The organism is Photobacterium phosphoreum (genome assembly GCF_002954725.1).
GTDB lineage: Bacteria > Pseudomonadota > Gammaproteobacteria > Enterobacterales > Vibrionaceae > Photobacterium > Photobacterium phosphoreum.
Genome location: NZ_MSCQ01000001.1, coordinates 564,389 through 586,261, shown reverse-complemented (window position 1 = coordinate 586,261; position 21,873 = coordinate 564,389). Strand labels below are relative to the sequence as shown.

Below are 21,873 nucleotides of genomic sequence, written 5' to 3'. Positions count from 1 at the left end.
CATATTTGTTTAATAACTCAACAAAAAATAACATATCTCACTGCTTTATTACTATATCAACCTATGCACGATGTCTATTTCTTCAATATTATGTCTCGTCAGATCACACTAAAAAGCATCGACACCTAAGCCGGCTGTAATCCGCGACTTGGTCGTGTTAATAGTAATATTTCAAGAGGAATTAACGGTATGTTAGAGATTCTTGATGAATCATCAATAACAAAAATATAAACGAGGAGATGAGAGAGAAGAAAAAAAAGATACGACAACCGCTTCACTGCTGATGGTATCTATACTCAGATAAGTGCTACCTAAGAGATAAGATAATTATCAATATTATGATCAATTAAAGATACGAAGAGTGACAACATAGACTATCACTCTTCGTCTTAATTTACATGACTAAATCAACAACAGATATCAACGCTGATTTAAAGTCAAATTACTCACGACCCGGTAATTTTTTCCACGTCACAGTATCACGTAAATATACTGGGCTTGCTGCTTCTGCGGTAACAATTTCACCACGAGCAAATACATATTTAGCTAAATGCACCATATCTTGTGAATCAGGATATAGCACACTGCCTAATTGGGCTTTAAACGGCAATTGACTTAGCAGTTCAGGATAAGCTTCCCACCCTGTACCCGCCGTTAGCCATGTATTTTGATCGGCCTGCACATTGGCCAATAAAACATCAGGGGCAATCACTTGCTCATTACCCAACAATAGCCAATCGCCATCTGTTTTACGCTGGTATTGAGCCCAGTAAAGCTCCCCCATACGTGCATCAATAGCGGTTAACACATGCTCTGCTTGGTGTAAGCGGAATGAACCTTGTGCCATTGCAGCCAAAGTAGACACACCAATCATTGGTAAGTTAGCACCAAAGGCTAAACCTTGCGCAATACCAATACCAATACGAACACCCGTAAAGCTACCTGGTCCACGCCCATAAGCGAGTGCATCAAGCTGCTTTAATTTAATACCAGCGTCTGCCAGTACCGCATCAATCATAGGTAAAATTTTCGTGGTGTGCTCACGAGGAGCATATTCACAACGAGAAATAACGTCATCGCCGATCATCAGCGCGACAGAACAGTTTTCAGTTGCAGTATCTACTGCCAGAATTTTGGTGCTCATTCAAGCCTCTGAATGTTGGATATCGTCACTTACGGATACCTGAGTATCGGTTAAGTTTGACAAAAATTCGCTAACCCCTGCAACACTACGCGTGCGTGGAATTGGCGGTAAACTTCTCAAAAATACAGCGCCATAAGCACGAGTAACTAAACGATTATCGCAAATCACTAATACCCCTTTATCTTGAGTATCACGAATCAATCGACCCACACCTTGCTTTAAGGTGATCACTGCATCAGGTACTTGTACCTCAGCAAAGGGATCACCACCTCGTAGGCGGCAGTCTTCAATACGTGCTTTTAATAACGGATCATCTGGTGCTGTAAATGGTAATTTGTCTATGATAACACAGCTAAGGGCTTGGCCTCTAACATCAATACCTTCCCAAAATGCCCCTGTTGCCACTAATAACGCATTACCTCGCTCAAGATATTCAGCCAACAGCTTTTGTTTACTGGTTTCACCTTGGGCTAATACGGGTAAATCGAGTCGCGCTCGAAAGCCTTCAGCAAGATCGCGTACCATTTGATGCGAAGTACAAAGAAAGAAACAACGGCCATCATTGGCTTCAATAATCGGCGTGAGCATTTCAACTAATTTATCGGCTAATCCATAGCTATTTGGCTCAGGTAAATGCCGCGGCACACACAACAAAGCTTGGCTTGCATAATCAAATGGACTTTCTAATGAAAACTGTTGTTTGGGTTGTAAACCTAGACGATGGCAAAAATGACTAAAATCATCATCAACAGCGAGGGTTGCTGACGTAAAAATCCATGCCCCTTTTTGCTCTTTCATTCGTTCACTGAACTTATCTGCGACTGATAACGGTGTAATATTCAAACTAAACTGGCGCGGTGTACACTCATACCAATACGAATAACCAATAATACTGGTATCGACAACCCGTTTTAAACGCGCTTTTAACAACGCTGCTCGTTCAAAGGCAGCATCTAATAATTGACTACGCCCTAAGGCTAATTTCAATACATCATAAATTAAATCAAGCGCATCATTTAGACGCACTAATTCACGTTGCACGGCAGGGGTTCGTGATGCTTCTCGCCAATTGCCTCGAAAACCGGGATCACCTAAAATAATCCGCATTTCAAACGCAGCCTGCTGTAAACGTGCTGCTGCTTTTTGCAGTTGGCGCATGTCTTTTGCTTCAGTGCGATAACCAATTTCAATGTCTTTTGCTAATTCAATTAATTGGCGACTAGAAAGGTTCTGACCAAAATATTGACTGGCAATATCTGGCATTTGATGGGCTTCATCAAAGATAAACACTTCCGCTTCTGGGATCAATTCACCAAAGCCATTATCTTTCATTGCTAAGTCAGCCAAAAATAAATGATGATTGACCACCACAATATCAGCTTCCATGGCTTTGCGGCGAGCCTTTACAACAAAACAGTCATCAAAAGACGGGCATTCACGGCCAAGGCAATTATCATTGGTTGAGGTGATCATGGGGATCACTGGACTATCTTCTGCGATATCTTCACATTCACCCAGATCACCCGTTTTCGATGCCGATGACCATTGACGGGTTTTAATTAATAAACTGAGCATTATGGGATCAGAATGATCGCCATGACTTTCGGTTATCTGGCGGCTAAGGCGATCAACACACAAATAGTTTGAGCGTCCTTTTAATAACGCTACTCGCCCTGTAAACCCCAAGGCTCTCGCCATTAAAGGTAAGTCACGATGAAATAACTGTTCTTGCAGGTTCTTTGAGCCAGTACTGATAATGGTTTTCTTACCGCTAACTAAGGCAGGCACAAGATAGGCAAATGTTTTACCCGTCCCCGTACCCGCCTCGACCACTAATTGTGATTGCTGTTTAATTGCATCAGCAACCGCTTTTGTCATATCAATTTGAGATTGTCGGGCTTGAAATCCGGGAATGGCTTTATCTAACGCACCACCAGCGGCAAAAAACTTAGCTATCATTTACTTCGCACTATTGGTTATTTATACAGTATCAATGGATCTATTATGCCTATTTTATTACCTTACGACCACCCATGCCCACGGCTATTTCTTGATGATGAAACAGCCGCTCTAATAAACTATTTGACCCCAATATAGAATTAGCGTCATAGTGATAAATTATGATTTTTAGGCAGAGCACAACGTTGCCGCCATCAGGAATAGACATGGAAAAGAAAACACTGTTAACGGAATGCCCTGATAATATGGGCCTTATCGCCAAGATTACCAACATCTGTCATAAACATCAGCTCAACATAATTAATAATAAAGAGTATGTTGATAACGCTAAAAATCACTTCTTCATGCGTACTGATCTCGAAGGATATTTCAATGATGAAACCTTACTGGCTGATCTTGATCGCGCTTTACCCGCTGGTAGCAAGCGTCGCTTAATTAGTTCTGAGCGTAAAAAAATCGTCATTATGGTTACCAAAGAAGCCCATTGCTTAGGGGATATTTTGGTAAAAACATTTGATGGTTCATTAGATATTGAGATAGCCGCTGTCGTAGGTAATTATGACAAACTTCAAAATTTAACCGAAAAATTTGATGTGCCATTTCATCATGTTTGCCATGAAGGGCTCACACGTGAGCAACATGAAACAAAACTACTGGCCGCAGTACAACAATATTCACCTAATTATGTGGTGCTAGCGAAATACATGCGTATTCTCACGCCTAATTTTGTGGCGCAGTTTCCACATAAAATCATTAATATTCATCACAGTTTTCTACCGGCATTTATCGGTGCAAAGCCTTACCAGCAAGCCTTTGAGCGTGGGGTAAAAATTATTGGAGCAACGGCTCACTTTGTCACTAATGATCTTGATGAAGGTCAAATCATTACTCAAAACGTAATTCCGGTGGATCACACGTTCAGTGCTGAAGAAATGGCAAAATCGGGGCGTGATGTAGAAAAATCAGTATTGAGCAAAGCGCTAGGCTTAGTGGTCGATGATCGCGTATTTGTTTACGGTAACCGTACTGTGATTCTTTAAAGAATAAATAAATTTAACCATGCCACAGCTTGATTTAGTTGTGGCATTTTTTTGCTTAATTTGCGGTGACAGAATCCGTTACCGTTGTTCACTCGCAATCACTGCGGCTAAAGAGTGCGAATGTAATTTAATGCATATATTGTCTTTTTTAAATGCATAGGTTGGATTCGGTAAACGTTCATGTTCACCCGCTGGAGAACTGGCTTTAACTTTAATACCCTTAGTGGCTAGCTGCTGCCAATCTAAGGCTGGAAATGCTGTATTGATTGTTTGTTGTAATTGTTCAATCGACATGGCATTACCTGGAATAACAAACTCCACATGTTCCCACCCTTGCTGCGGGTAAACTTTATCACTGGGGTAAGGTAACTCTAATGCTTCAATCGTCCAATCACCAACTTGTAGCGGCTCATCAAGCCCAATCACTACAATAGGTCGACCATTGATGATCGCCTTTGACCATTCAGTACCATAGGCTAACCATGCCTGATGCAGCTCTAGTGCAATATCCTGCGAATTAACCCGCAATGCAATATGATCTGCTACATACGATGACAGTGAAATTCCGATCTCGTCAGCCAAGCAAATAATGCGATTCATAAAAATAGGTAAATCAGCTAACATTTGCTCAGGATGTAATCCCAATTGTTTCAAATTTTGCATTTCGCCACTCCAATCATGTAACATTTAATAAACAACCGCATAATTACTCACACTTTCCGCATTACCTGTGGCGAACCTATCACAAGGTAAGCCTTATCAGTGCTGAATTTTGGCTTTATTTTAGCCTATTTGAAAAACTTTAAAAAAAATTGCTTACAATCTCTTTTTCCAGTTGCCAAAGTACCTAACTATGTGGGTATTATTAGGGTAACGCACGCTGCTTATTCAAGATATTGGTGTTTTAACTAAATGAACACCACCATCAAAAAATACTCACGTAGCTTTGGTCGATTTTTTAGTTAAGCAAAAAACACTTTAGCTCCATGAGTATTTTTGACGGCATATCTTGCTATATGCAGACGTTTTTGCCACATATATATGATTGGCGTTACAAACGATTAAGGAACAGCGAGTGAATATTCAAGCACTTATTAATAATAAAGTATCACAAGCATTAGAAGCTGCAGGCGCACCTGCCGGTAGTCCAGCAGCAGTTCGTCAGTCAGCAAAAGTACAATTTGGTGATTACCAAGCAAACGGTGTAATGGGCGTAGCTAAAAAATTGGGTATGAATCCACGTGAATTCGCTCAAAAAGTTATCGACTGCCTAGAATTAGACGGTATTGCTGAGAAAGTTGAAATTGCAGGCCCAGGTTTTATCAATATTTTCCTTGATAAAGCGTGGCTAGCCGCTCGCGGTGAAGAAGCATTAGCAAGCGAACGTCTAGCAGTTAATACTGATGAAGCTCAAACTATTGTTGTTGACTATTCAGCGCCTAACGTAGCAAAAGAAATGCACGTAGGTCACTTACGTTCAACCATCATCGGTGATGCTGTTGTACGTACCCTAGAGTTTTTAGGTCACAATGTTATCCGTGCTAACCACCTTGGCGACTGGGGTACCCAATTTGGTATGCTTATCGCTAACATGCAGCGTAAAGAGAAACAAGGTAGCGATGTTTCAATGAACATCAGCGATCTTGAAGGTTTCTACCGTGAATCAAAAGTGCTTTATGATGAAGACGAAGAGTTTGGTGTAACAGCACGTAACTTCGTTGTTCGTCTACAAAGCGGTGACGAATACTGCCTTGATAAATGGCGTCAACTTGTTGCTATTACACTGAAGCAAAACCAACGTAACTACGATCGTCTAAGCGTGTCATTAACTGATGCGAACGTGATGGGTGAGTCAATGTACAACGACATGCTTGCACCTGTTGTTGCTGATCTTAAAGAGCAAGGTCTAGCAGTAGAAAGTGATGGCGCAACGGTTGTTTTCCTTGATGAATACAAGAACAAAGACGGCGATCCAATGGGTGTTATCATCCAAAAACGTGATGGCGGCTATTTATACACCACCACAGATATTGCTTGTGCTAAATACCGTTATGAGCAATTACACGCTGATCGTGTACTGTACTTTATTGACTCTCGTCAACATCAACACCTAATGATGGCTTGGTCTATCGTTCGTAAAGCGGGTTATGTACCAGAGGAAGTGTCTCTAGAGCACCACGCATTTGGTATGATGCTAGGTAAAGATGGCCGTCCATTTAAGACTCGTGCTGGCGGTACTGTTCGTCTTGCTGATCTTCTTGATGAAGCAGAAGAGCGTGCAAACAAGCTAATCGAAGAGAAGAACCCAGAACTAAGTGCTGAAGAAAAAGCAAAAATTGCGACAACTGTTGCAATGGCTGCAGTTAAGTACTCTGATCTTTCTAAGCACCGTACCACAGACTACATCTTCGACTGGGATAACATGCTTGCATTTGAAGGTAACACTGCACCATACATGCAGTATGCTTACACTCGTGTAGCGTCTATCTTTAAGCGTGCAAACGTTGAACTAAAAGATCTAACATGCCCTATCGTTATCAATGACGAGAAAGAGCAAGCATTATTGTCTAAGTTACTTCAATTTGAAGAAGCTGTTCAATCTGTAGCGCGTGAAGGTCAACCACACCTAATGTGTACTTACCTGTTTGAACTTGCAGGTCTGTTCTCTAGCTTCTACGAAGCATGTCCAATTCTTAACGCTGAAGAAGCCGTTAAGCAAAGCCGCTTAAAGTTAGCACTACTAACCGCTAACACAATTAAGAAAGGCTTGGATCTACTAGGTATTGAAACGCTAGAGCGTATGTAATTACACTCTATTGTGATAACGACTTATTGTAGTAGCGACACAACAAAAAGCCTTCATTCATGAAGGCTTTTTTAATACAAAAAAATCTAACACTTATTGCCCGAATCGTAAGCCGCCACCATGTAACCATGTCAGTTCTTTTTTAGTAGATAACCGCCCTTTCACTGCATTTCGATGTGGAAAACGCCCAAACTCTCTAATCACCTGAAAATGACTATTGGCAAAATCATAAAAACCATCAAACACTGCAACGTTCTCAAGTTGTACATGCTTACGCAGTAAATCAAATCGAAATACGCTTTCTTCTTGATCTTCTAAATCTTCAGAATGCTCTAGTGGTAAATAAAAGAACACACGTTCAATTGCGGTAAGTTCAGCATCTTGATTGAGGGCTAAGCCTCGTTTACAAATAGCTAATGCTAATAGATCATACCGAAAAGCCGCATTCAATCCGCGATAAATATTACGTGGGAATTGATCTAATAAAATAATTAAAGCAAGACGACCATGCGCGGTATCACTCCAATAATTAAGCTCGCCATTACCCGCCATACTAACCCAACGTTGAAACTGAGAAATAATTTCGGCATCAACATCAGCTCCCCCTAAAAACCACAGTGGCTGTTTATTGTCACGGGTCACTTCACCGTTTAGCTCACCAAACCAGTAATCAAGAATAAATTGATATTCAGCTACCATTTAAGCCCCCATTAAGACACGCTAACCACAATTTTATAGGATAATCATTCTCTATTAAGCAACGATTTTATATCCCCTAAAGGATAATACCAATTACGCTAAATTAAGCTTACTATAATAAATAATGCTCAAGCTTGTGAGCTAGAATGTACTGTTAAGGAATAATTACATGAGTTTCACTCTTCATCCTCGATTAATGGCAGATACAACGGTACTTGGCGATTTACCTTTATCACAAGTATTACTGGTAAAAGAAGCCCTTGGCCCCTGGCTTATTTTAGTGCCTCGCTATGACGCACTGCGCGAAATTCACCATTTATCAGAACAAGATCAACAACAATTGATGCGTGAATCATCCGCCGTTGCGGCCTTATTAGAGCAAGACTATCAAGCCGAAAAAATCAATATCGGTGCACTCGGTAATCTTGTACCTCAGCTTCATATCCATCATATCGCCCGTTTTAGTGATGATATTGCATGGCCTGGCCCTATCTGGGGAAACACCAAAGGTATTCAACGTAACGAAGAAGTGCAGCATGCTCTCGCTGAAGAGTTACGCCAAGAACTCAGTAACATCGCAGGTTTTACTGCGATCAATTAAACCATGATGAAGCGCAGCCCACTGAGTTGCGCTCATTCTAAGTATCGCGGATCGAGCATCATTCACTTATTTCAGATACAAAAAAACAGCCCGCAGGCTGTTTTTATTATCACTGTTATAGGTTAACGCATCACCGTCACTGACAGCTCATTAGCGGCTAAGCATCGATACCAGACATCTTTAGCTGATTGGCAACATTGGGTGCTATCACAACCAATTAATTCTTTACCTATCGTCCCTTTGCGTACCCAAACAGCAAGCATTGCATCAACGCCATCCTCTGACATACCAAAATGAAGAGCAAGTTGCTTACGACTTGCGCGCCCATGTTGATCAATATATTGTTTTAATTGTTGTAAAATCATTCAAACAATAACCCTTCTAAGTGAGACTGCTTTTTACCTTGTCGTTTCATCAAGAAGTAGATCCCGATATTGATGACAATGAAGAATGCAATCCAAAACGAGCTACTGGCTGGATGTAGAGCAAAATCTGCAATTTGATAGAACAATGTCGCAAAAGTATAGGCCAGTAACATCGTCCAACCTGCAATAAAACCAGCAAACGGTTTACCAAACTCACGTACATATGCTCCCATTGCCGCAGCACATGGCGTATAAAGTAAAATGAATATCAGGTAAGACATTGCAGCAGCACCACTCACAAATCGTGACTGAATATTACCAAAAACAGACTGATCAACACCTTGCTCTTCAGCAACCGCTGATGTGTTATCAAGATCGCCAACTTCAATACCTAAAGGATCACTGAAACTTAACGCCGATAAATTATCGCCAATAGAAGCAACCGCTTCTTTTAAACTACCAATAAGATCATACTCTTCACTCTTACCGTCAAGTGCTGGCGCATATAAGCTATTTAATGTACCCACTACCGCTTCTTTAGCAAAAATACCCGTAATAATACCTACCGTTGCTGGCCAATTATCTGCTTTAACACCAATGGGTTCTAATACTGGAGTAACCACTTGTGCAACACGCGACAACACTGATTTTGAAGTATCTTCATTACCAAATGAGCCATCAGTACCCAATGAATTGAAGAAACTTAAAATAGTCACAACCACAACAATCGTTTTACCGGCACCAAACACAAAACGCTTTAGCTTCTGCCATGTTTTAATAACAACATTACGTATTGTCGGTAATTCATAATTCGGCATTTCCATGATAAAGCTGTCGCTTGCACCCGGATAAAGCGTGTTACGTAAAATAAGCCCCGTCATTACCGCTGCAACAATACCTAAAATATATAAAGCAAAAACAACATTTTGACCATTGTCAGGAAAAAAAGCAGCTGCAAATAATGCATATACAGGTAAACGTGCACCACATGACATAAACGGAGCCATTGCTGCTGCAAGTTTGCGCTCACGTTCTTGTTCTAAAGTACGGGTCGCCATAATTGCGGGTACGTTACAGCCAAAACCAAGCACCAGTGGAACAAACGCTTTACCCGGTAAGCCCACTTTTTGCATCACTTTATCAAGCACGAAAGCAGCGCGAGCCATATAACCCGAACTTTCCAGTACCGCGAGGAAAAGATATAGGCAAGCAATAACGGGAATAAAGGTCGCAACCGTTTGAATACCACCACCAATACCATTAGCAATAATAGTCACTAACCAGACAGGTAAGTGGTTATCTAATAAATAATGACCGCCATCAACTAACACAGCACCGAAACTAATATCAAAAAAGTCGATAAATGCACTGCCTATGTTAATCGCAAACATAAACATGACGTACATTACAAAGAAGAAAAATGGGATACCAATAGCGCGGTGTAATAATACGCGATCAATTTTGTCGGTTAAACTGTGGCTTAAACGCCCTTCTTGACGACGTACTTTCTGGCAGAGTTGATGTAAAAAAGTATAACGTACATCAGCCACTTGAATATCAGCATCAACCAACTCAAGCATTTGGCTACGAATAGTACATGCTTGTTGTTTATGCTCTTCTGATAAAGTGCGGATCACTAACGTGTCATTTTCTAACACTCGAATCGATTGCGCACGAGGATTGAGTTTTTCATTATGTATAAATAATGGCTTTAATTTCTCAACCGCAGCTTCAAAATCATCCCCATAATCAAGTGAAAAATCTGCAACGACAATTCCTTGAATCAGCATTTTATGCAGTTTTGATTTAAATTCGCCAATGCGTTCCATGTTGTTGGCAGACAATGCCACCACAGGACAACCCAAGGCTTTTTCTAATGCTTTAAGATCTAAAACTTGTTGCTGGCGCTTGAGTACATCCATTTTATTAAGCACAACCACCATCGGTCGACCTAATTCACGTAATTGCAACGTCATATATAGACTGCGTTCAAGCGATGATGCATCAACAACATTAATAATAACATCAGCAGGCGTTGTTAAAATCGCTCGTGATGCAATCGCTTCATCAAGACTATTAGCATCATTCGCACTATCAAGATTATAAATGCCAGGAAGATCTGTCAGAGAAAAATCATCTCCATTATGCTGATAACGACCAGTCTTCTTTTCAACAGTGACACCAGCCCAGTTACCTACTTGCTGTTTTGATCCTGTTAATCCATTAAACAGTGTCGTTTTACCGCTATTTGGATTACCAACGGTAAGAATGTCATATTGCATTATTTAACCTCAACTTCTATATCTTCAGCAATTTTTTTACGCAGTGCGATATCAACACCACGCACTCGGACCTGAAGGGGATCACCTAATGGGGCTAAACGTACCACAGTGATTTCAGTATGCGGTAACAGCCCCATGACCATTAATTTTTTTCGCGTTACAGCAGGTAACGCAGACATATTAATCACTGTACCGCTGTGACCACACGACATCTCTGACAGTTTCATAACTAAATGGCTACCTTAATAAGAATTGTTTTCATTACGATATGGCGAATTTTACACTTTGATACGAAATTAGTCTTGTCTTAAATCAATTATTCCACCACTGATTTTAAATAATCGTTATCACTTATTAATGGTACCTTTTCGCTATAAATAACTAATAATTTCGCATTATCATTCTTTCTGTATTATTTATTGCACGCATAAAAAAAGCGTACCTCTCGGTACGCTTTAGGAACAACTGCTTATGATTATTTTAACTCGGCATCTGTGCGCTTAATTGTTTTTTATATGCTTTAACATTACGCATAAATTGGGTTCGAGTACTACCCCTTAGCGGCTCAGCTTGTGGCAGTGGCACTTTCATTGCATTAACTGGTCGCCCATTCTTGAGCAATTCAAAATGTAAATGTGGTCCAGTTGAACGCCCCGTATTACCACTTTTTGCAATCTTCTGTCCCATTTTAACTTTATCACCCACTTTGACTTGGCGTTTACTTAAATGCAAATAGCGGGTCATATATTCACGTCCATGCTTAATCACAATGTAATTACCCGCTAACGAGTGATACTGTGATTTAACCACCACTCCATCGCCAGCCGCCAAAATAGTGGTACCTACTGGCACCGCAAAATCAGTACCATTATGTGGAGATCGACGTTTAGTTATAGGGTGCAGACGGTTTGGATTAAATGATGAACTAATCCGATATGCTTTAAGCGTAGGGATACGTTTAAAACCACGATTTAAACTACGTGCATCTTGATCATAAAATTGGTCATCAGCACCACGAGCGATGAAGATCGAATGTCCACGACGTTGGCTTTTATAGTAAAAGGCATTAATTTTACCTTTCCCTACCGCTTTACCATCAATAAATTCACGATCTAATACCACCCCAAATGAGTCACCTTTACGGGCATCTCGACCAATATTCATCTTCCACTGTAGCGCTTTTACTACATTACTAATTTGAGTGGGTGTTAACCCAGCATCACGTGCTGAATTATAAAAACTACCTGATACTCGTCCAGTTAATGTTACTGGTTTAATATCACCTTTTTGCACCACTTCTTCATAACGATAACCTTTTTTACCTAACGTATAGGTATCTGTGACTTTCTTACTGCGGATAATACTCAGTGAAGTCAACTTACCATCAGCATCGACTTCCCATTCAAGTATTTGTCCAACACGTAACATTTGTACTGATTTATTAGCATCAATTAAACGATACATCTCTGATATCGGTAAACCATATTGGGAGAATATAACCCCTAAGGTTTCCCCAGATGACACTCGATGTTTAGATTCTATTTCTGCTTGGGCTTGTACTAATTGTTGCTCAATTTCATCTTTTGGTGCCTGAAATTGAGGGTCATTTTGATCTAAAGATTCCCCCATAGGTTCACTATCGGGTTCTGACAACTCGTATCCCGTAATATTAATGGGGACACTAATAGGGGCTGGTTTTTTAAAACTGGGGAAATGGATTGTATGTTTAGATGGCTGCCATGCAATAGCAGCCACCATCAAAACAGTGGTTGAGAATAATGCGATTTTATGCTGCAACGGTAACATTTTTAATGATGTAACCGCAGCGATATAATATTTCATGATTAATTAAGACACTTACTAAATCGTTCTCCAAGCTCATTCAGAAAACGGACATATCCTCCCTTGCCCTCAACGATATCAGTTGCCATTGGGTCAAGAGTCCCTATTTTTACATTCGTTCCTTTGGTCACAGATTTCACAACAGCGGGTGAAAACTGAGGTTCACTAAAGACACAGTATGCCTCATTATTCGTTAATGCTTGACGAATAGATAACAGTGTTTTCGCTCCCGGACGACGATCCGGTTCAACCGTAAAATGGCCAAGATTATCTAACTTAAATTGTTGTTCAAAATAGCCGTAACCATCATGAAAAACATAGTAGCCTTTATTATTTAACGGCTTTAATTGCTTATTAAGTTGAGAAACAGCTTGCTGAACATCTGTCGTGAATGTAGAAAGATTAGCGGTATATGTATTTTTATGCAATGGATCATACTTGATCAATGCCTTAGTTATGACATTTGCCGCTTGTATCGCTTGCTCCGGACCTAACCATAAATGAGGATCTATGCCCTGATGGTTATGCTGATGACCTTCATGTTCATCTTCATGTCCAGCGTGTTCATCTTCATGCCCAGCGTGTTCATCTTCATGCCCAGCGTGCTCTTGCTCATCTTCTGCATAGTAACGAAAACTAATATCGTGTTGTTGACTTAATGCAACATTCTCAGGTTTTGAAGCCATTGTTTTAACTAGAAATGATTCTAATTCAGGCCCAACCCAGACAACAAGATCAGCCTGTTTAAGCTTTCTTACATCTGAAGGACGCAGAGCATAATCATGGGGTGAGGTACCAGCAGGAATAACAAATTCACTGGTCGCTGCGCCTTGAGTTAATTCACTCACGATCAAGTTCAATGGTTTTACCGTCGTCACTACATTAAACGTATCGGTGGCAAATGCAGAACTAGAAGCAATAATAGCAGTGGCACAACAAAGAGAAGCTAAACGGGGCATGATTTTTTCCATAAAATGTAGAGCAGCAAAAATTATTGATTATCAGCAAAGAAATTTTTCTCAATTGACTATAATCAGCGCGTATTAACAGTAACACAAGTAATATAGTGATGTTATAATATAACATCACATCTTGGCAAATTCTTATTTTAAGCACGCTTTATGACAACATTAGTAGAATTACAATCACTAACCGTCGCCTTCTCTGGCCGCAATGTTTTAGATAATATTACGCTCAAACTGGATCGTGGTGAAATCACCACCCTCATTGGTCCAAATGGCGCAGGTAAATCAACCCTTGTTAAAGTGATCACTGGATTGCAAAAACCAACGTTAGGCAAAGTCGTGCGTCAAAAAGGAATTCGCATTGGTTATGTACCACAAAAATTACACCTTAATGACACTTTACCGCTCTCTGTCGATCGGTTTATGCGGTTAGCGGGACGCTATTCTATTGAGCAACGCCGCGAAGCATTAACCATGGTCAATGGTGCGCATTTAATCGAAAGCGATATGCATCGTTTATCTGGTGGTGAAATGCAACGGGTATTATTAGCTCGTGCATTGTTGCAAAAGCCTGATTTATTAGTTTTAGATGAACCCGTTCAAGGGGTTGATGTTACCGGGCAATTAGAACTTTATCGATTAATTCAGCAATTACGTGACTTGCTTAACTGCGCCATATTAATGGTCTCACATGACCTTCACTTAGTAATGGCAAAAACAGATAAAGTGATTTGTTTACAGCATCATATTTGTTGTTCAGGCAACCCTTTTAGTGTCACTAATCACCCTAAATATATCGCCTTATTTGGTCGTCAAGCCAGTGAACAATTAGCGTTATACCAACATCAACATAACCATCAACACGATGACTCAGTAACGCCATCAACATGCTGTAATAATCATCAGGATAGTAATAAATAATGATTGAGTTTCTACTTCCCGCGTTAATTGCAGGTATTGGTATAGCCCTATTAGCAGGTCCTTTGGGATCATTTGTGGTCTGGCGTAAAATGGCCTATTTTGGTGATACGCTGTCACATGCATCATTACTCGGTATAGCCTTAGGTTTTTTGTTTAATATCAACTTAAACCTAGCATTAGTGATTTGTTGCCTCGTACTTGCCGTTCTTTTGGTGACCTTACAAAAACAACGTTATGTCGCAACCGATACTCTACTTGGCATTTTAGCCCATAGTGCATTATCTCTTGGCTTAGTCGCGGTGAGTTTTTTAGATAATGTTCGTATTGATTTAATGGCATATTTATTTGGCGATTTACTGGCCGTGACGACTAACGACCTAATGTGGATTTATGGTGGTGGCGCGATTGTGTTAGCACTACTGATCTACTTATGGCGACCATTATTATCAATGACTATCAGCGAAGAAATGGCACAGGTTGAAGGCGTTAATGTCGATTTAATGCGGTTATTATTAATGCTTATGGTTGGTATGGTGATTGCTGTTGCAATGAAATTTGTGGGCGCGTTAATCATTACCTCATTGCTAATTATTCCAGCTGCAACCGCACGTCGTTTTGCTCGTAGTCCAGAATCTATGGCGGTTATTGCTTCGCTTATTGGTTCAATTTCAGTCGTACTCGGACTAGCAATGTCATGGCATTATGACACGCCAGCAGGTCCATCAGTGGTGGTATCAGCGGCTGCGTTATTTATGCTAAGCCAATTTAAACCCACTCAACGTTAACGGCATTAACTACTAATAAAAAAACCAATAAAAAACCCGCGTCAGTTGATGATAGCGGGTTTTTATATGCTTATCTTTCAATGATTAGATACTGATATTTAATTACCAGTTAGTCACTTCGCGTAATGCTTTACCAATATCGGCTAAGCTTTGAACGGTTTTCACTCCTGCCGCTTCTAGCGCTGCAAATTTTTCATCTGCTGTGCCTTTACCGCCAGAAATAATAGCACCAGCGTGACCCATACGTTTACCCGAAGGCGCTGTCACACCTGCGATGTAAGACACAACCGGTTTAGTGACATTATCTTTAATGTAAGCAGCCGCTTCTTCTTCTGCGGTACCACCGATTTCACCAATCATTACAATCGCTTCTGTCGCTGGGTCATTTTCAAACATTTCAAGAATATCAATGAAGTTTGAACCAGGAATAGGATCACCACCGATACCCACACAGGTTGATTGACCAAAGCCTTCATCGGTGGTTTGTTTTACTGCTTCATACGTCAATGTGCCTGAACGCGAGACAATACCCACTTTACCTGCTTTATGAATATGACCAGGCATAATACCAATTTTACATTCATTTGGTGTAATAACACCGGGGCAGTTAGGACCAATCATACGTACGCCAGTGGCATCTAAACGTACTTTAACATCCAGCATATCTAAGGTTGGAATGCCTTCAGTAATCGTTACAATCAGTTCAATACCAGCATCGATAGCTTCTAAAATAGCGTCTTTACAAAACGGTGCTGGCACATAAATTACTGTGGCAGTTGCACCCGTTGCTTTAACCGCATCTCGAACGGTATTAAAGACAGGTAATCCTAAGTGCGTAGTTCCCCCTTTACCTGGCGAAACACCACCAACTAACTGAGTACCATAAGCAAGTGCTTGCTCTGAATGGAATGTACCTTGACCACCGGTAAAACCTTGGCAAATCACTTTAGTATTTTTATTAATAAGTACTGACATTATTTACCCTCCGCGGCAGCAACAACTTTCTCAGCGGCTTCTGTTAACGAAGTCGCTGCAATAATATTGAGACCACTATCCGCTAATTTTGCAGCACCTACTTCAGCATTATTACCTTCAAGGCGAACCACCACTGGTACTTTCACGCCCACTTCGGCAATAGCACCAATAATGCCTTCAGCAATAAGATCACAGCGAACAATTCCACCAAAAATATTCACTAAAACAGCTTTAACATTGCTATCTGAAAGAATAATTTTGAAGGCTTCTGTTACACGCTCTTTGGTTGCACCACCACCAACATCAAGGAAGTTTGCGGGTTGACCGCCATGAAGATTAACAATATCCATAGTGCCCATTGCTAAACCTGCACCATTGACCATACAGCCAATATTACCATCAAGGGCAACATAATTGAGTTCCCATTGTGCAGCATGAGCTTCGCGCTCATCTTCTTGTGATGGATCGTGCATTTGGCGTAATTTAGGTTGGCGATATAGTGCATTAGCATCAATATTAATTTTACCGTCCAAACACACTAACGTGCCTTCTTGGGTAATAATTAATGGGTTCACTTCAAGCAATGCTAAATCACACTCAGCAAACATGTTGCCAAGCCCTAAGAATATCTTAGTAAATTGCTTTACTTGATCGCCTTGCAAGCCAAGTTTAAAGGCTAATTCACGCCCCTGATAAGGCTGGGGTCCGACTAAAGGATCGATTGCTGCTTTATGAATTAAATGTGGCGTTTCTTCAGCCACTTTTTCAATTTCAACCCCACCTTCAGTCGATGCCATGAAAACAATACGCTGTGAACTGCGATCAACAACCGCGCCAAGATATAATTCATTAGCAATATTAGAAGCGGCTTCTACCAATACTTTAGTTACTGGTTGGCCTGCAGCATCAGTCTGATAAGTCACTAAGTTTTTACCCAACCAATGTTGAGCAAATTGCTTAATACCTTCTTTATTGTCATGTAATTCAACACCACCAGCCTTTCCTCGGCCACCAGCATGAACCTGACATTTTACAACCCATTTTTCACCGCCAATTTTACCTGCGGCTTCTGTTGCTTCTTGTGGGGTATCACAAGCATAGCCTTCAGGCACAGGTAAACCATACTCAGCGAATAGTTGTTTTGCTTGATACTCGTGCAAATTCATAATGTTCTATCCGTTTTTATCCCTTTGGGACTCGTTAAATCCATTTGAGGTATTCTTTGATACCTCTTCATCATTGTGCGTGTTTACTGTTTCTCATTACAGAGAAGAAAGTTAACCGAATAATGAGCACTTACTCGGTTAACTCTTGATGCTCTTATACGTCTAGTAATAAACGTGTTGGATCTTCAAGTAGCTCTTTAATTGTCACTAAGTAGCCCACAGACTCACGGCCATCAACTAAGCGATGATCATAAGAAAGTGCCAGATACATCATTGGCAAAATCTCAACTTGGCCATTAACCGCCATTGGACGATCTTGAATCTTATGCATACCTAAGATTGCAGCTTGTGGCAGGTTGATAATCGGCGTCGACATCAGCGAGCCAAACACACCACCGTTAGTGATAGTAAAATTACCACCAATAAGATCATCAACGGTTAACTTGCCATCTCGACCTTTAATCGCTAAATCACGAATGCCTTTTTCAATTTCAGCCAGACTTAACTTATCACAATCTCGTAACACTGGGGTAACTAAACCGCGCGGAGTTGAAACAGCAATACTGATATCAAAAAAGTTATGATAAACAATATCATCACCATCAATAGATGCATTCACTTCAGGATAACGCTTGAGCGCTTCAACAACAGCTTTAACATAGAACGACATAAAACCAAGACGAATACCATGGCGCTGCTCAAACACATCTTTATATTGTTTACGCAGATCCATAATTGGCTTCATATTAACTTCATTAAATGTCGTTAACATCGCAGTACTGTTTTTAGCTTCTAATAAACGCTCAGCAACACGTTTACGTAATCGTGTCATTGGTACCCGTTTTTCGCTGCGGTGCGCTAACGGCAGCTCAATCTCAACCGCTACACTTTTGGTGACCGCTGGGACTTCAACGATATTTTTCAAATAACCATCAACATCTTCACGGGTAATTCGACCGCCAACGCCAGTACCTTTCACTTTCTCAGGAGCTAAACCATGCTCACTTAATAAACGGCGCACTGCAGGGCTCAAAGCTTCGCTATTTTCTTCATTTAACGAAGCAGTATTACGTTTAGTCGGTGACGATTCAGAATCTGCAAGCACATCAGATGTTGGTTCACCAGCGACGGCATTCACTTTAATCTTACCAATCAATTGCTTAGTTAATACCGTTGTCCCTTCGATTTCAAAGATAGCTTCTAACACACCATCTTCAGGTGCAGGTACTTCAAGTACAACTTTATCAGTTTCAATATCAACCAAGACTTCATCACGAGTAACACTATCACCTGGTTGTTTATGCCATGTGGCTACAGTTGCATCAGCAACAGATTCCGGAAGGTCAGGAACCAGAATTTCGATTGTCATATCGGTATTGTCCTTTTGTTCTCGTTCTAGTTATTAGAATGGTCTTGAGATTCAATGGTTAATGCGTCTTCAACTAACGCTTTTTGTTGTTTCAAATGTACTGACATATAACCTACAGCAGGTGATGCTGATGCTGGGCGTCCGGCATAACGTAAATGCGATCCTGTAGGTAATGCAGAATAGAAGTTATGCTGGCTAGAATACCATGCCCCCTGATTTTGAGGTTCTTCCTGACACCAAACGAAATCAGTCACATGTTGATAATCAGCGATAGCCGCTTCAACATCTTCTTTGGGGAAAGGATACAACTGTTCAATACGTACAATTGCAACATTCGTTTGTTCGTTTTTACGACGCTGCTCTAATAAATCGTAATATACCTTACCAGAACAGAATACTACTCGCTGTACGTCTTGAGCGGGCAATTCATCCACCTCACCAATCGCAGCTAAGAAAGTACCATTGGCTAATTCATCCAATGTTGATGTACATAGCGGATGACGTAACAACGACTTCGGCGACATCACAATCAAAGGTCGACGCATTGGTCGCACAACTTGACGACGAATCATATGGTAAACTTGGGCCGGAGTTGAAGGTACAACTACTTGCATATTTTGTTCAGCACATAATTGCAAATAACGTTCAAGACGAGCCGATGAATGCTCAGGACCTTGGCCTTCATAGCCATGAGGCAACAGCATGGTTAAACCACACATACGGCCCCACTTCTGCTCACCCGAACTAATAAACTGATCCACAACCACTTGAGCACCATTGGCAAAATCACCAAATTGCGCTTCCCAAATGGTTAGTCCACTTGGCTCGGCGGTTGCATAACCATATTCAAACGCTAGCACTGCTTCTTCAGATAATACTGAGTCAATCACTTCAAACGGCCCTTGACCATTATGAATATGGGTTAGCGGAATATAAGTACTGGCATCTTCTTGATTATGTAACACAGCGTGGCGATGGAAGAACGTACCACGACCAGAATCTTGACCAGTAATACGGATTCGATGGCCATCATCAACCAAAGTTGCATACGCTAAGTTTTCAGCCATCCCCCAATCAAAGGCTTTTTCGCCTGCAATCATGGCTAAACGATCGTTATAAATCTTTTGAACACGACCCTGCAATTGATGGCTTGCTGGATATTGGCATAAACGAGTACCTAATTCCTGTAAGCGCTGTTCATCAACTTTACTCTTCCAGTCAACAGTCCAATCATGACCTAAATACGGCGCCCAATCGACAGAGTGCAGTTTCATTGGTCGCCATTCTTTAACGACACACTCACCACGATCTAATGCATCACGGTATTCATTGACTAAACCTGTCGCAATATCTAAACCAAATACGCCAATCTCCGTTAAATAATCAGCATACAATTTACGTGGCGTTGGATGCTTTTTGATTTTTTGATACATCAACGGCTGCGTTGCATTGGGCTCATCGGCTTCGTTATGACCATGACGGCGATAACACACCAGATCAATCACCACATCACGCTTAAATTCGTGACGGTAATCAAACGCAAGTCGAGTCACAAACGCAACCGCTTCAGGATCATCGGCATTAACGTGGAAAATAGGCGCCTGCACCATTTTGGCAATATCAGTACAGTATTCTGTTGAACGAGTATCTTGTGGATTAGAGGTGGTGAAACCCACTTGGTTATTGATAACAATACGCACTGTACCGCCAACACTATAACCACGCGCTTGTGACATATTAAAGGTTTCAGCAACAACACCTTGACCCGCAATAGCAGAGTCACCGTGGATGGTGATCGGCAATACTTTATCACCAGTATCATCACCTAAACGATCTTGTCGAGCGCGCACTGAGCCAACAACCACTGGATTCACAATCTCAAGATGTGATGGGTTAAAGGCTAATGCTAAATGGACATCACCGCCAGGGGTTGCAAAATCAGCAGAGAAACCTTGATGATATTTCACATCACCGGTGCCCCAGCTTTCACCATGCTTACCTGCAAATTCATCAAATAAATCTTGCGGTTTTTTACCTAATACGTTGACCAACATATTAAGGCGACCACGGTGAGCCATGCCGACGACGACTTCACGTACACCTTGTGAACCCGCATGACGAATTAACTCTTTCATCATTGGAATCATGGCATCGCCACCTTCTAATGAGAAACGTTTTGCACCTGGAAATTTTGCGCCTAAATAACGCTCAAGGCCTTCAGCTGCAGTTAATTCATCAAGGAAACACAATTGTTCATCGGCAGTAAACGATCCCGTTCCCATTACTGATTCAAGTCGTTGCTGAATCCAACGCTTTTCTTCAGTATCAGTAATATGCATATATTCAGCACCAATTGACCCACAATAGGTCTTTTTAAGTGCAGCATATATTTGACTGAGTTTCATGGTCTCTTGACCAATCGCAAATGAGCCAACATTAAATGTTTCATTGAAATCATCGGCGGTTAACGAGTGAAACTCTGGATCGAGATCGGCAACATGATCACGTTGCCATAATCCTAATGGATCAAGATTGGCGTTTTGATGACCACGAAAACGGTAAGCATTAATAAGCTGCAACACTTTAACCTGCTTCGCATCAACATCGGGATCGTTGACTACTGCACTTAAATAATTAGTTTCTTTTGCTAATCGTCTAAAATAATCACGTACACGAGAATGGGGTTGCTCAATAACTACGTCATTCACAATCGGTAGATCGGCAAATACCTCTCGCCATTGGGTATCAACTAACTCTGGATCGCTAAGATACAACTCGTAAAGATCTTCTATATAAGTTGCGTTGGCGCCAGCTAAATGTGAAGACTCAAGCCATGTCTTCATAACGCTATTCTGCATTATTATCCCTTAACTACTAATTTATCGCCATTGGCATCGGTCTAGTACCGAGCATTCTGGTTAGCGAGCCATGCAGATAACATTGACTCACTAACA

18 protein-coding genes are annotated in these 21,873 nt (G+C 41.0%); 5 read left to right on the top strand and 13 right to left on the bottom strand.

Annotation, left to right across the window (positions count from 1 at the left end):
• Window positions 1-442 precede the first annotated feature (442 nt).
• Together tsaB and BTO21_RS02535 are read right to left on the bottom strand one after the other, a co-directional pair.
• On the bottom strand, window positions 443-1,144 hold the full coding sequence (tsaB, locus tag BTO21_RS02540) for a tRNA (adenosine(37)-N6)-threonylcarbamoyltransferase complex dimerization subunit type 1 TsaB (RefSeq protein WP_045026772.1): 702 nt from the start codon (window positions 1,142-1,144) through the stop codon (window positions 443-445).
• A complete protein-coding gene (locus BTO21_RS02535) occupies window positions 1,145-3,103 on the bottom strand; it encodes a DNA repair helicase YoaA (RefSeq protein WP_045026774.1) in 1,959 nt (652 codons plus the stop codon).
• Window positions 3,104-3,309: 206 nt separating this feature from the next.
• On the opposite strand from BTO21_RS02535, the gene purU reads away from it, so the two are divergent.
• Window positions 3,310-4,143, top strand: a complete 834-nt coding sequence (purU, locus tag BTO21_RS02530) for a formyltetrahydrofolate deformylase (RefSeq protein ID WP_045026775.1) — start codon at window positions 3,310-3,312, stop codon at window positions 4,141-4,143.
• Window positions 4,144-4,221: 78 nt separating this feature from the next.
• Here the strand turns inward: purU and BTO21_RS02525 are convergent, their stop codons facing one another.
• Window positions 4,222-4,806 carry a VOC family protein gene (locus BTO21_RS02525; protein WP_045026777.1) on the bottom strand — a complete coding sequence of 195 codons (585 nt, stop codon included), beginning with the start codon at window positions 4,804-4,806 and terminating at the stop codon, window positions 4,222-4,224.
• Between the two features lie 412 nt (window positions 4,807-5,218).
• Here BTO21_RS02525 and argS point away from each other — a divergent pair, with 412 nt between their 5' ends.
• Window positions 5,219-6,949, top strand: coding sequence for an arginine--tRNA ligase (gene argS / locus BTO21_RS02520; RefSeq protein ID WP_045026778.1), 1,731 nt, complete (start codon window positions 5,219-5,221; stop codon window positions 6,947-6,949).
• A gap of 93 nt (window positions 6,950-7,042) precedes the next feature.
• Here argS and BTO21_RS02515 read toward each other — a convergent pair whose 3' ends face one another.
• Complete coding sequence (locus tag BTO21_RS02515; protein ID WP_065192684.1) at window positions 7,043-7,648, bottom strand: DUF924 family protein; 606 nt, start codon at window positions 7,646-7,648, stop codon at window positions 7,043-7,045.
• Window positions 7,649-7,817: 169 nt separating this feature from the next.
• Here BTO21_RS02515 and BTO21_RS02510 point away from each other — a divergent pair, with 169 nt between their 5' ends.
• Window positions 7,818-8,249 (top strand): HIT domain-containing protein, encoded by a 432-nt coding sequence (locus BTO21_RS02510; protein WP_045026780.1) that lies wholly within the window; start codon window positions 7,818-7,820, stop codon window positions 8,247-8,249.
• Between the two features lie 122 nt (window positions 8,250-8,371).
• On the opposite strand, the gene BTO21_RS02505 is transcribed toward BTO21_RS02510, so the two are convergent.
• The 5 genes from BTO21_RS02505 to znuA all read right to left on the bottom strand — a co-directional run bounded on the left by BTO21_RS02505 (window position 8,372) and on the right by znuA (window position 13,697).
• The gene (locus BTO21_RS02505; RefSeq protein ID WP_045026784.1) at window positions 8,372-8,614 is read right to left on the bottom strand and encodes a FeoC-like transcriptional regulator; all 243 of its coding nucleotides are present in this window, start codon (window positions 8,612-8,614) and stop codon (window positions 8,372-8,374) included.
• Window positions 8,611-10,896 (bottom strand): Fe(2+) transporter permease subunit FeoB, encoded by a 2,286-nt coding sequence (gene feoB, locus BTO21_RS02500; RefSeq protein WP_045026786.1) that lies wholly within the window; start codon window positions 10,894-10,896, stop codon window positions 8,611-8,613. Before feoB ends, BTO21_RS02505 begins: the two co-directional genes overlap by 4 nt.
• Complete coding sequence (locus BTO21_RS02495) at window positions 10,896-11,123, bottom strand: FeoA family protein (RefSeq protein WP_065192682.1); 228 nt, start codon at window positions 11,121-11,123, stop codon at window positions 10,896-10,898. The genes feoB and BTO21_RS02495 overlap by 1 nt, the downstream gene beginning before the upstream one ends.
• A gap of 253 nt (window positions 11,124-11,376) precedes the next feature.
• Window positions 11,377-12,738, bottom strand: coding sequence for a murein DD-endopeptidase MepM (gene mepM, locus BTO21_RS02490; protein ID WP_045026787.1), 1,362 nt, complete (start codon window positions 12,736-12,738; stop codon window positions 11,377-11,379).
• A gap of 2 nt (window positions 12,739-12,740) precedes the next feature.
• On the bottom strand, window positions 12,741-13,697 hold the full coding sequence (gene znuA / locus BTO21_RS02485; RefSeq protein ID WP_052672584.1) for a zinc ABC transporter substrate-binding protein ZnuA: 957 nt from the start codon (window positions 13,695-13,697) through the stop codon (window positions 12,741-12,743).
• Window positions 13,698-13,859: 162 nt separating this feature from the next.
• Here znuA and znuC point away from each other — a divergent pair, with 162 nt between their 5' ends.
• Window positions 13,860-14,624, top strand: coding sequence for a zinc ABC transporter ATP-binding protein ZnuC (gene znuC / locus BTO21_RS02480; protein WP_045026791.1), 765 nt, complete (start codon window positions 13,860-13,862; stop codon window positions 14,622-14,624).
• Window positions 14,624-15,409: a zinc ABC transporter permease subunit ZnuB gene (znuB, locus tag BTO21_RS02475; RefSeq protein WP_045026793.1), complete on the top strand. Its 786-nt coding sequence runs from the start codon at window positions 14,624-14,626 to the stop codon at window positions 15,407-15,409. Before znuC ends, znuB begins: the two co-directional genes overlap by 1 nt.
• A gap of 102 nt (window positions 15,410-15,511) precedes the next feature.
• On the opposite strand, the gene sucD is transcribed toward znuB, so the two are convergent.
• The 4 genes from sucD to sucA all read right to left on the bottom strand — a co-directional run bounded on the left by sucD (window position 15,512) and on the right by sucA (window position 21,777).
• Complete coding sequence (gene sucD, locus BTO21_RS02470) at window positions 15,512-16,384, bottom strand: succinate--CoA ligase subunit alpha (RefSeq protein ID WP_045026794.1); 873 nt, start codon at window positions 16,382-16,384, stop codon at window positions 15,512-15,514.
• A complete protein-coding gene (gene sucC / locus BTO21_RS02465; RefSeq protein ID WP_045026795.1) occupies window positions 16,384-17,550 on the bottom strand; it encodes an ADP-forming succinate--CoA ligase subunit beta in 1,167 nt (388 codons plus the stop codon). The genes sucD and sucC overlap by 1 nt, the downstream gene beginning before the upstream one ends.
• A gap of 154 nt (window positions 17,551-17,704) precedes the next feature.
• Window positions 17,705-18,919 carry a 2-oxoglutarate dehydrogenase complex dihydrolipoyllysine-residue succinyltransferase gene (gene odhB / locus BTO21_RS02460; protein WP_045026797.1) on the bottom strand — a complete coding sequence of 405 codons (1,215 nt, stop codon included), beginning with the start codon at window positions 18,917-18,919 and terminating at the stop codon, window positions 17,705-17,707.
• A gap of 26 nt (window positions 18,920-18,945) precedes the next feature.
• Window positions 18,946-21,777 (bottom strand): 2-oxoglutarate dehydrogenase E1 component, encoded by a 2,832-nt coding sequence (gene sucA / locus BTO21_RS02455; RefSeq protein WP_105026678.1) that lies wholly within the window; start codon window positions 21,775-21,777, stop codon window positions 18,946-18,948.
• Window positions 21,778-21,873 lie beyond the last annotated feature (96 nt).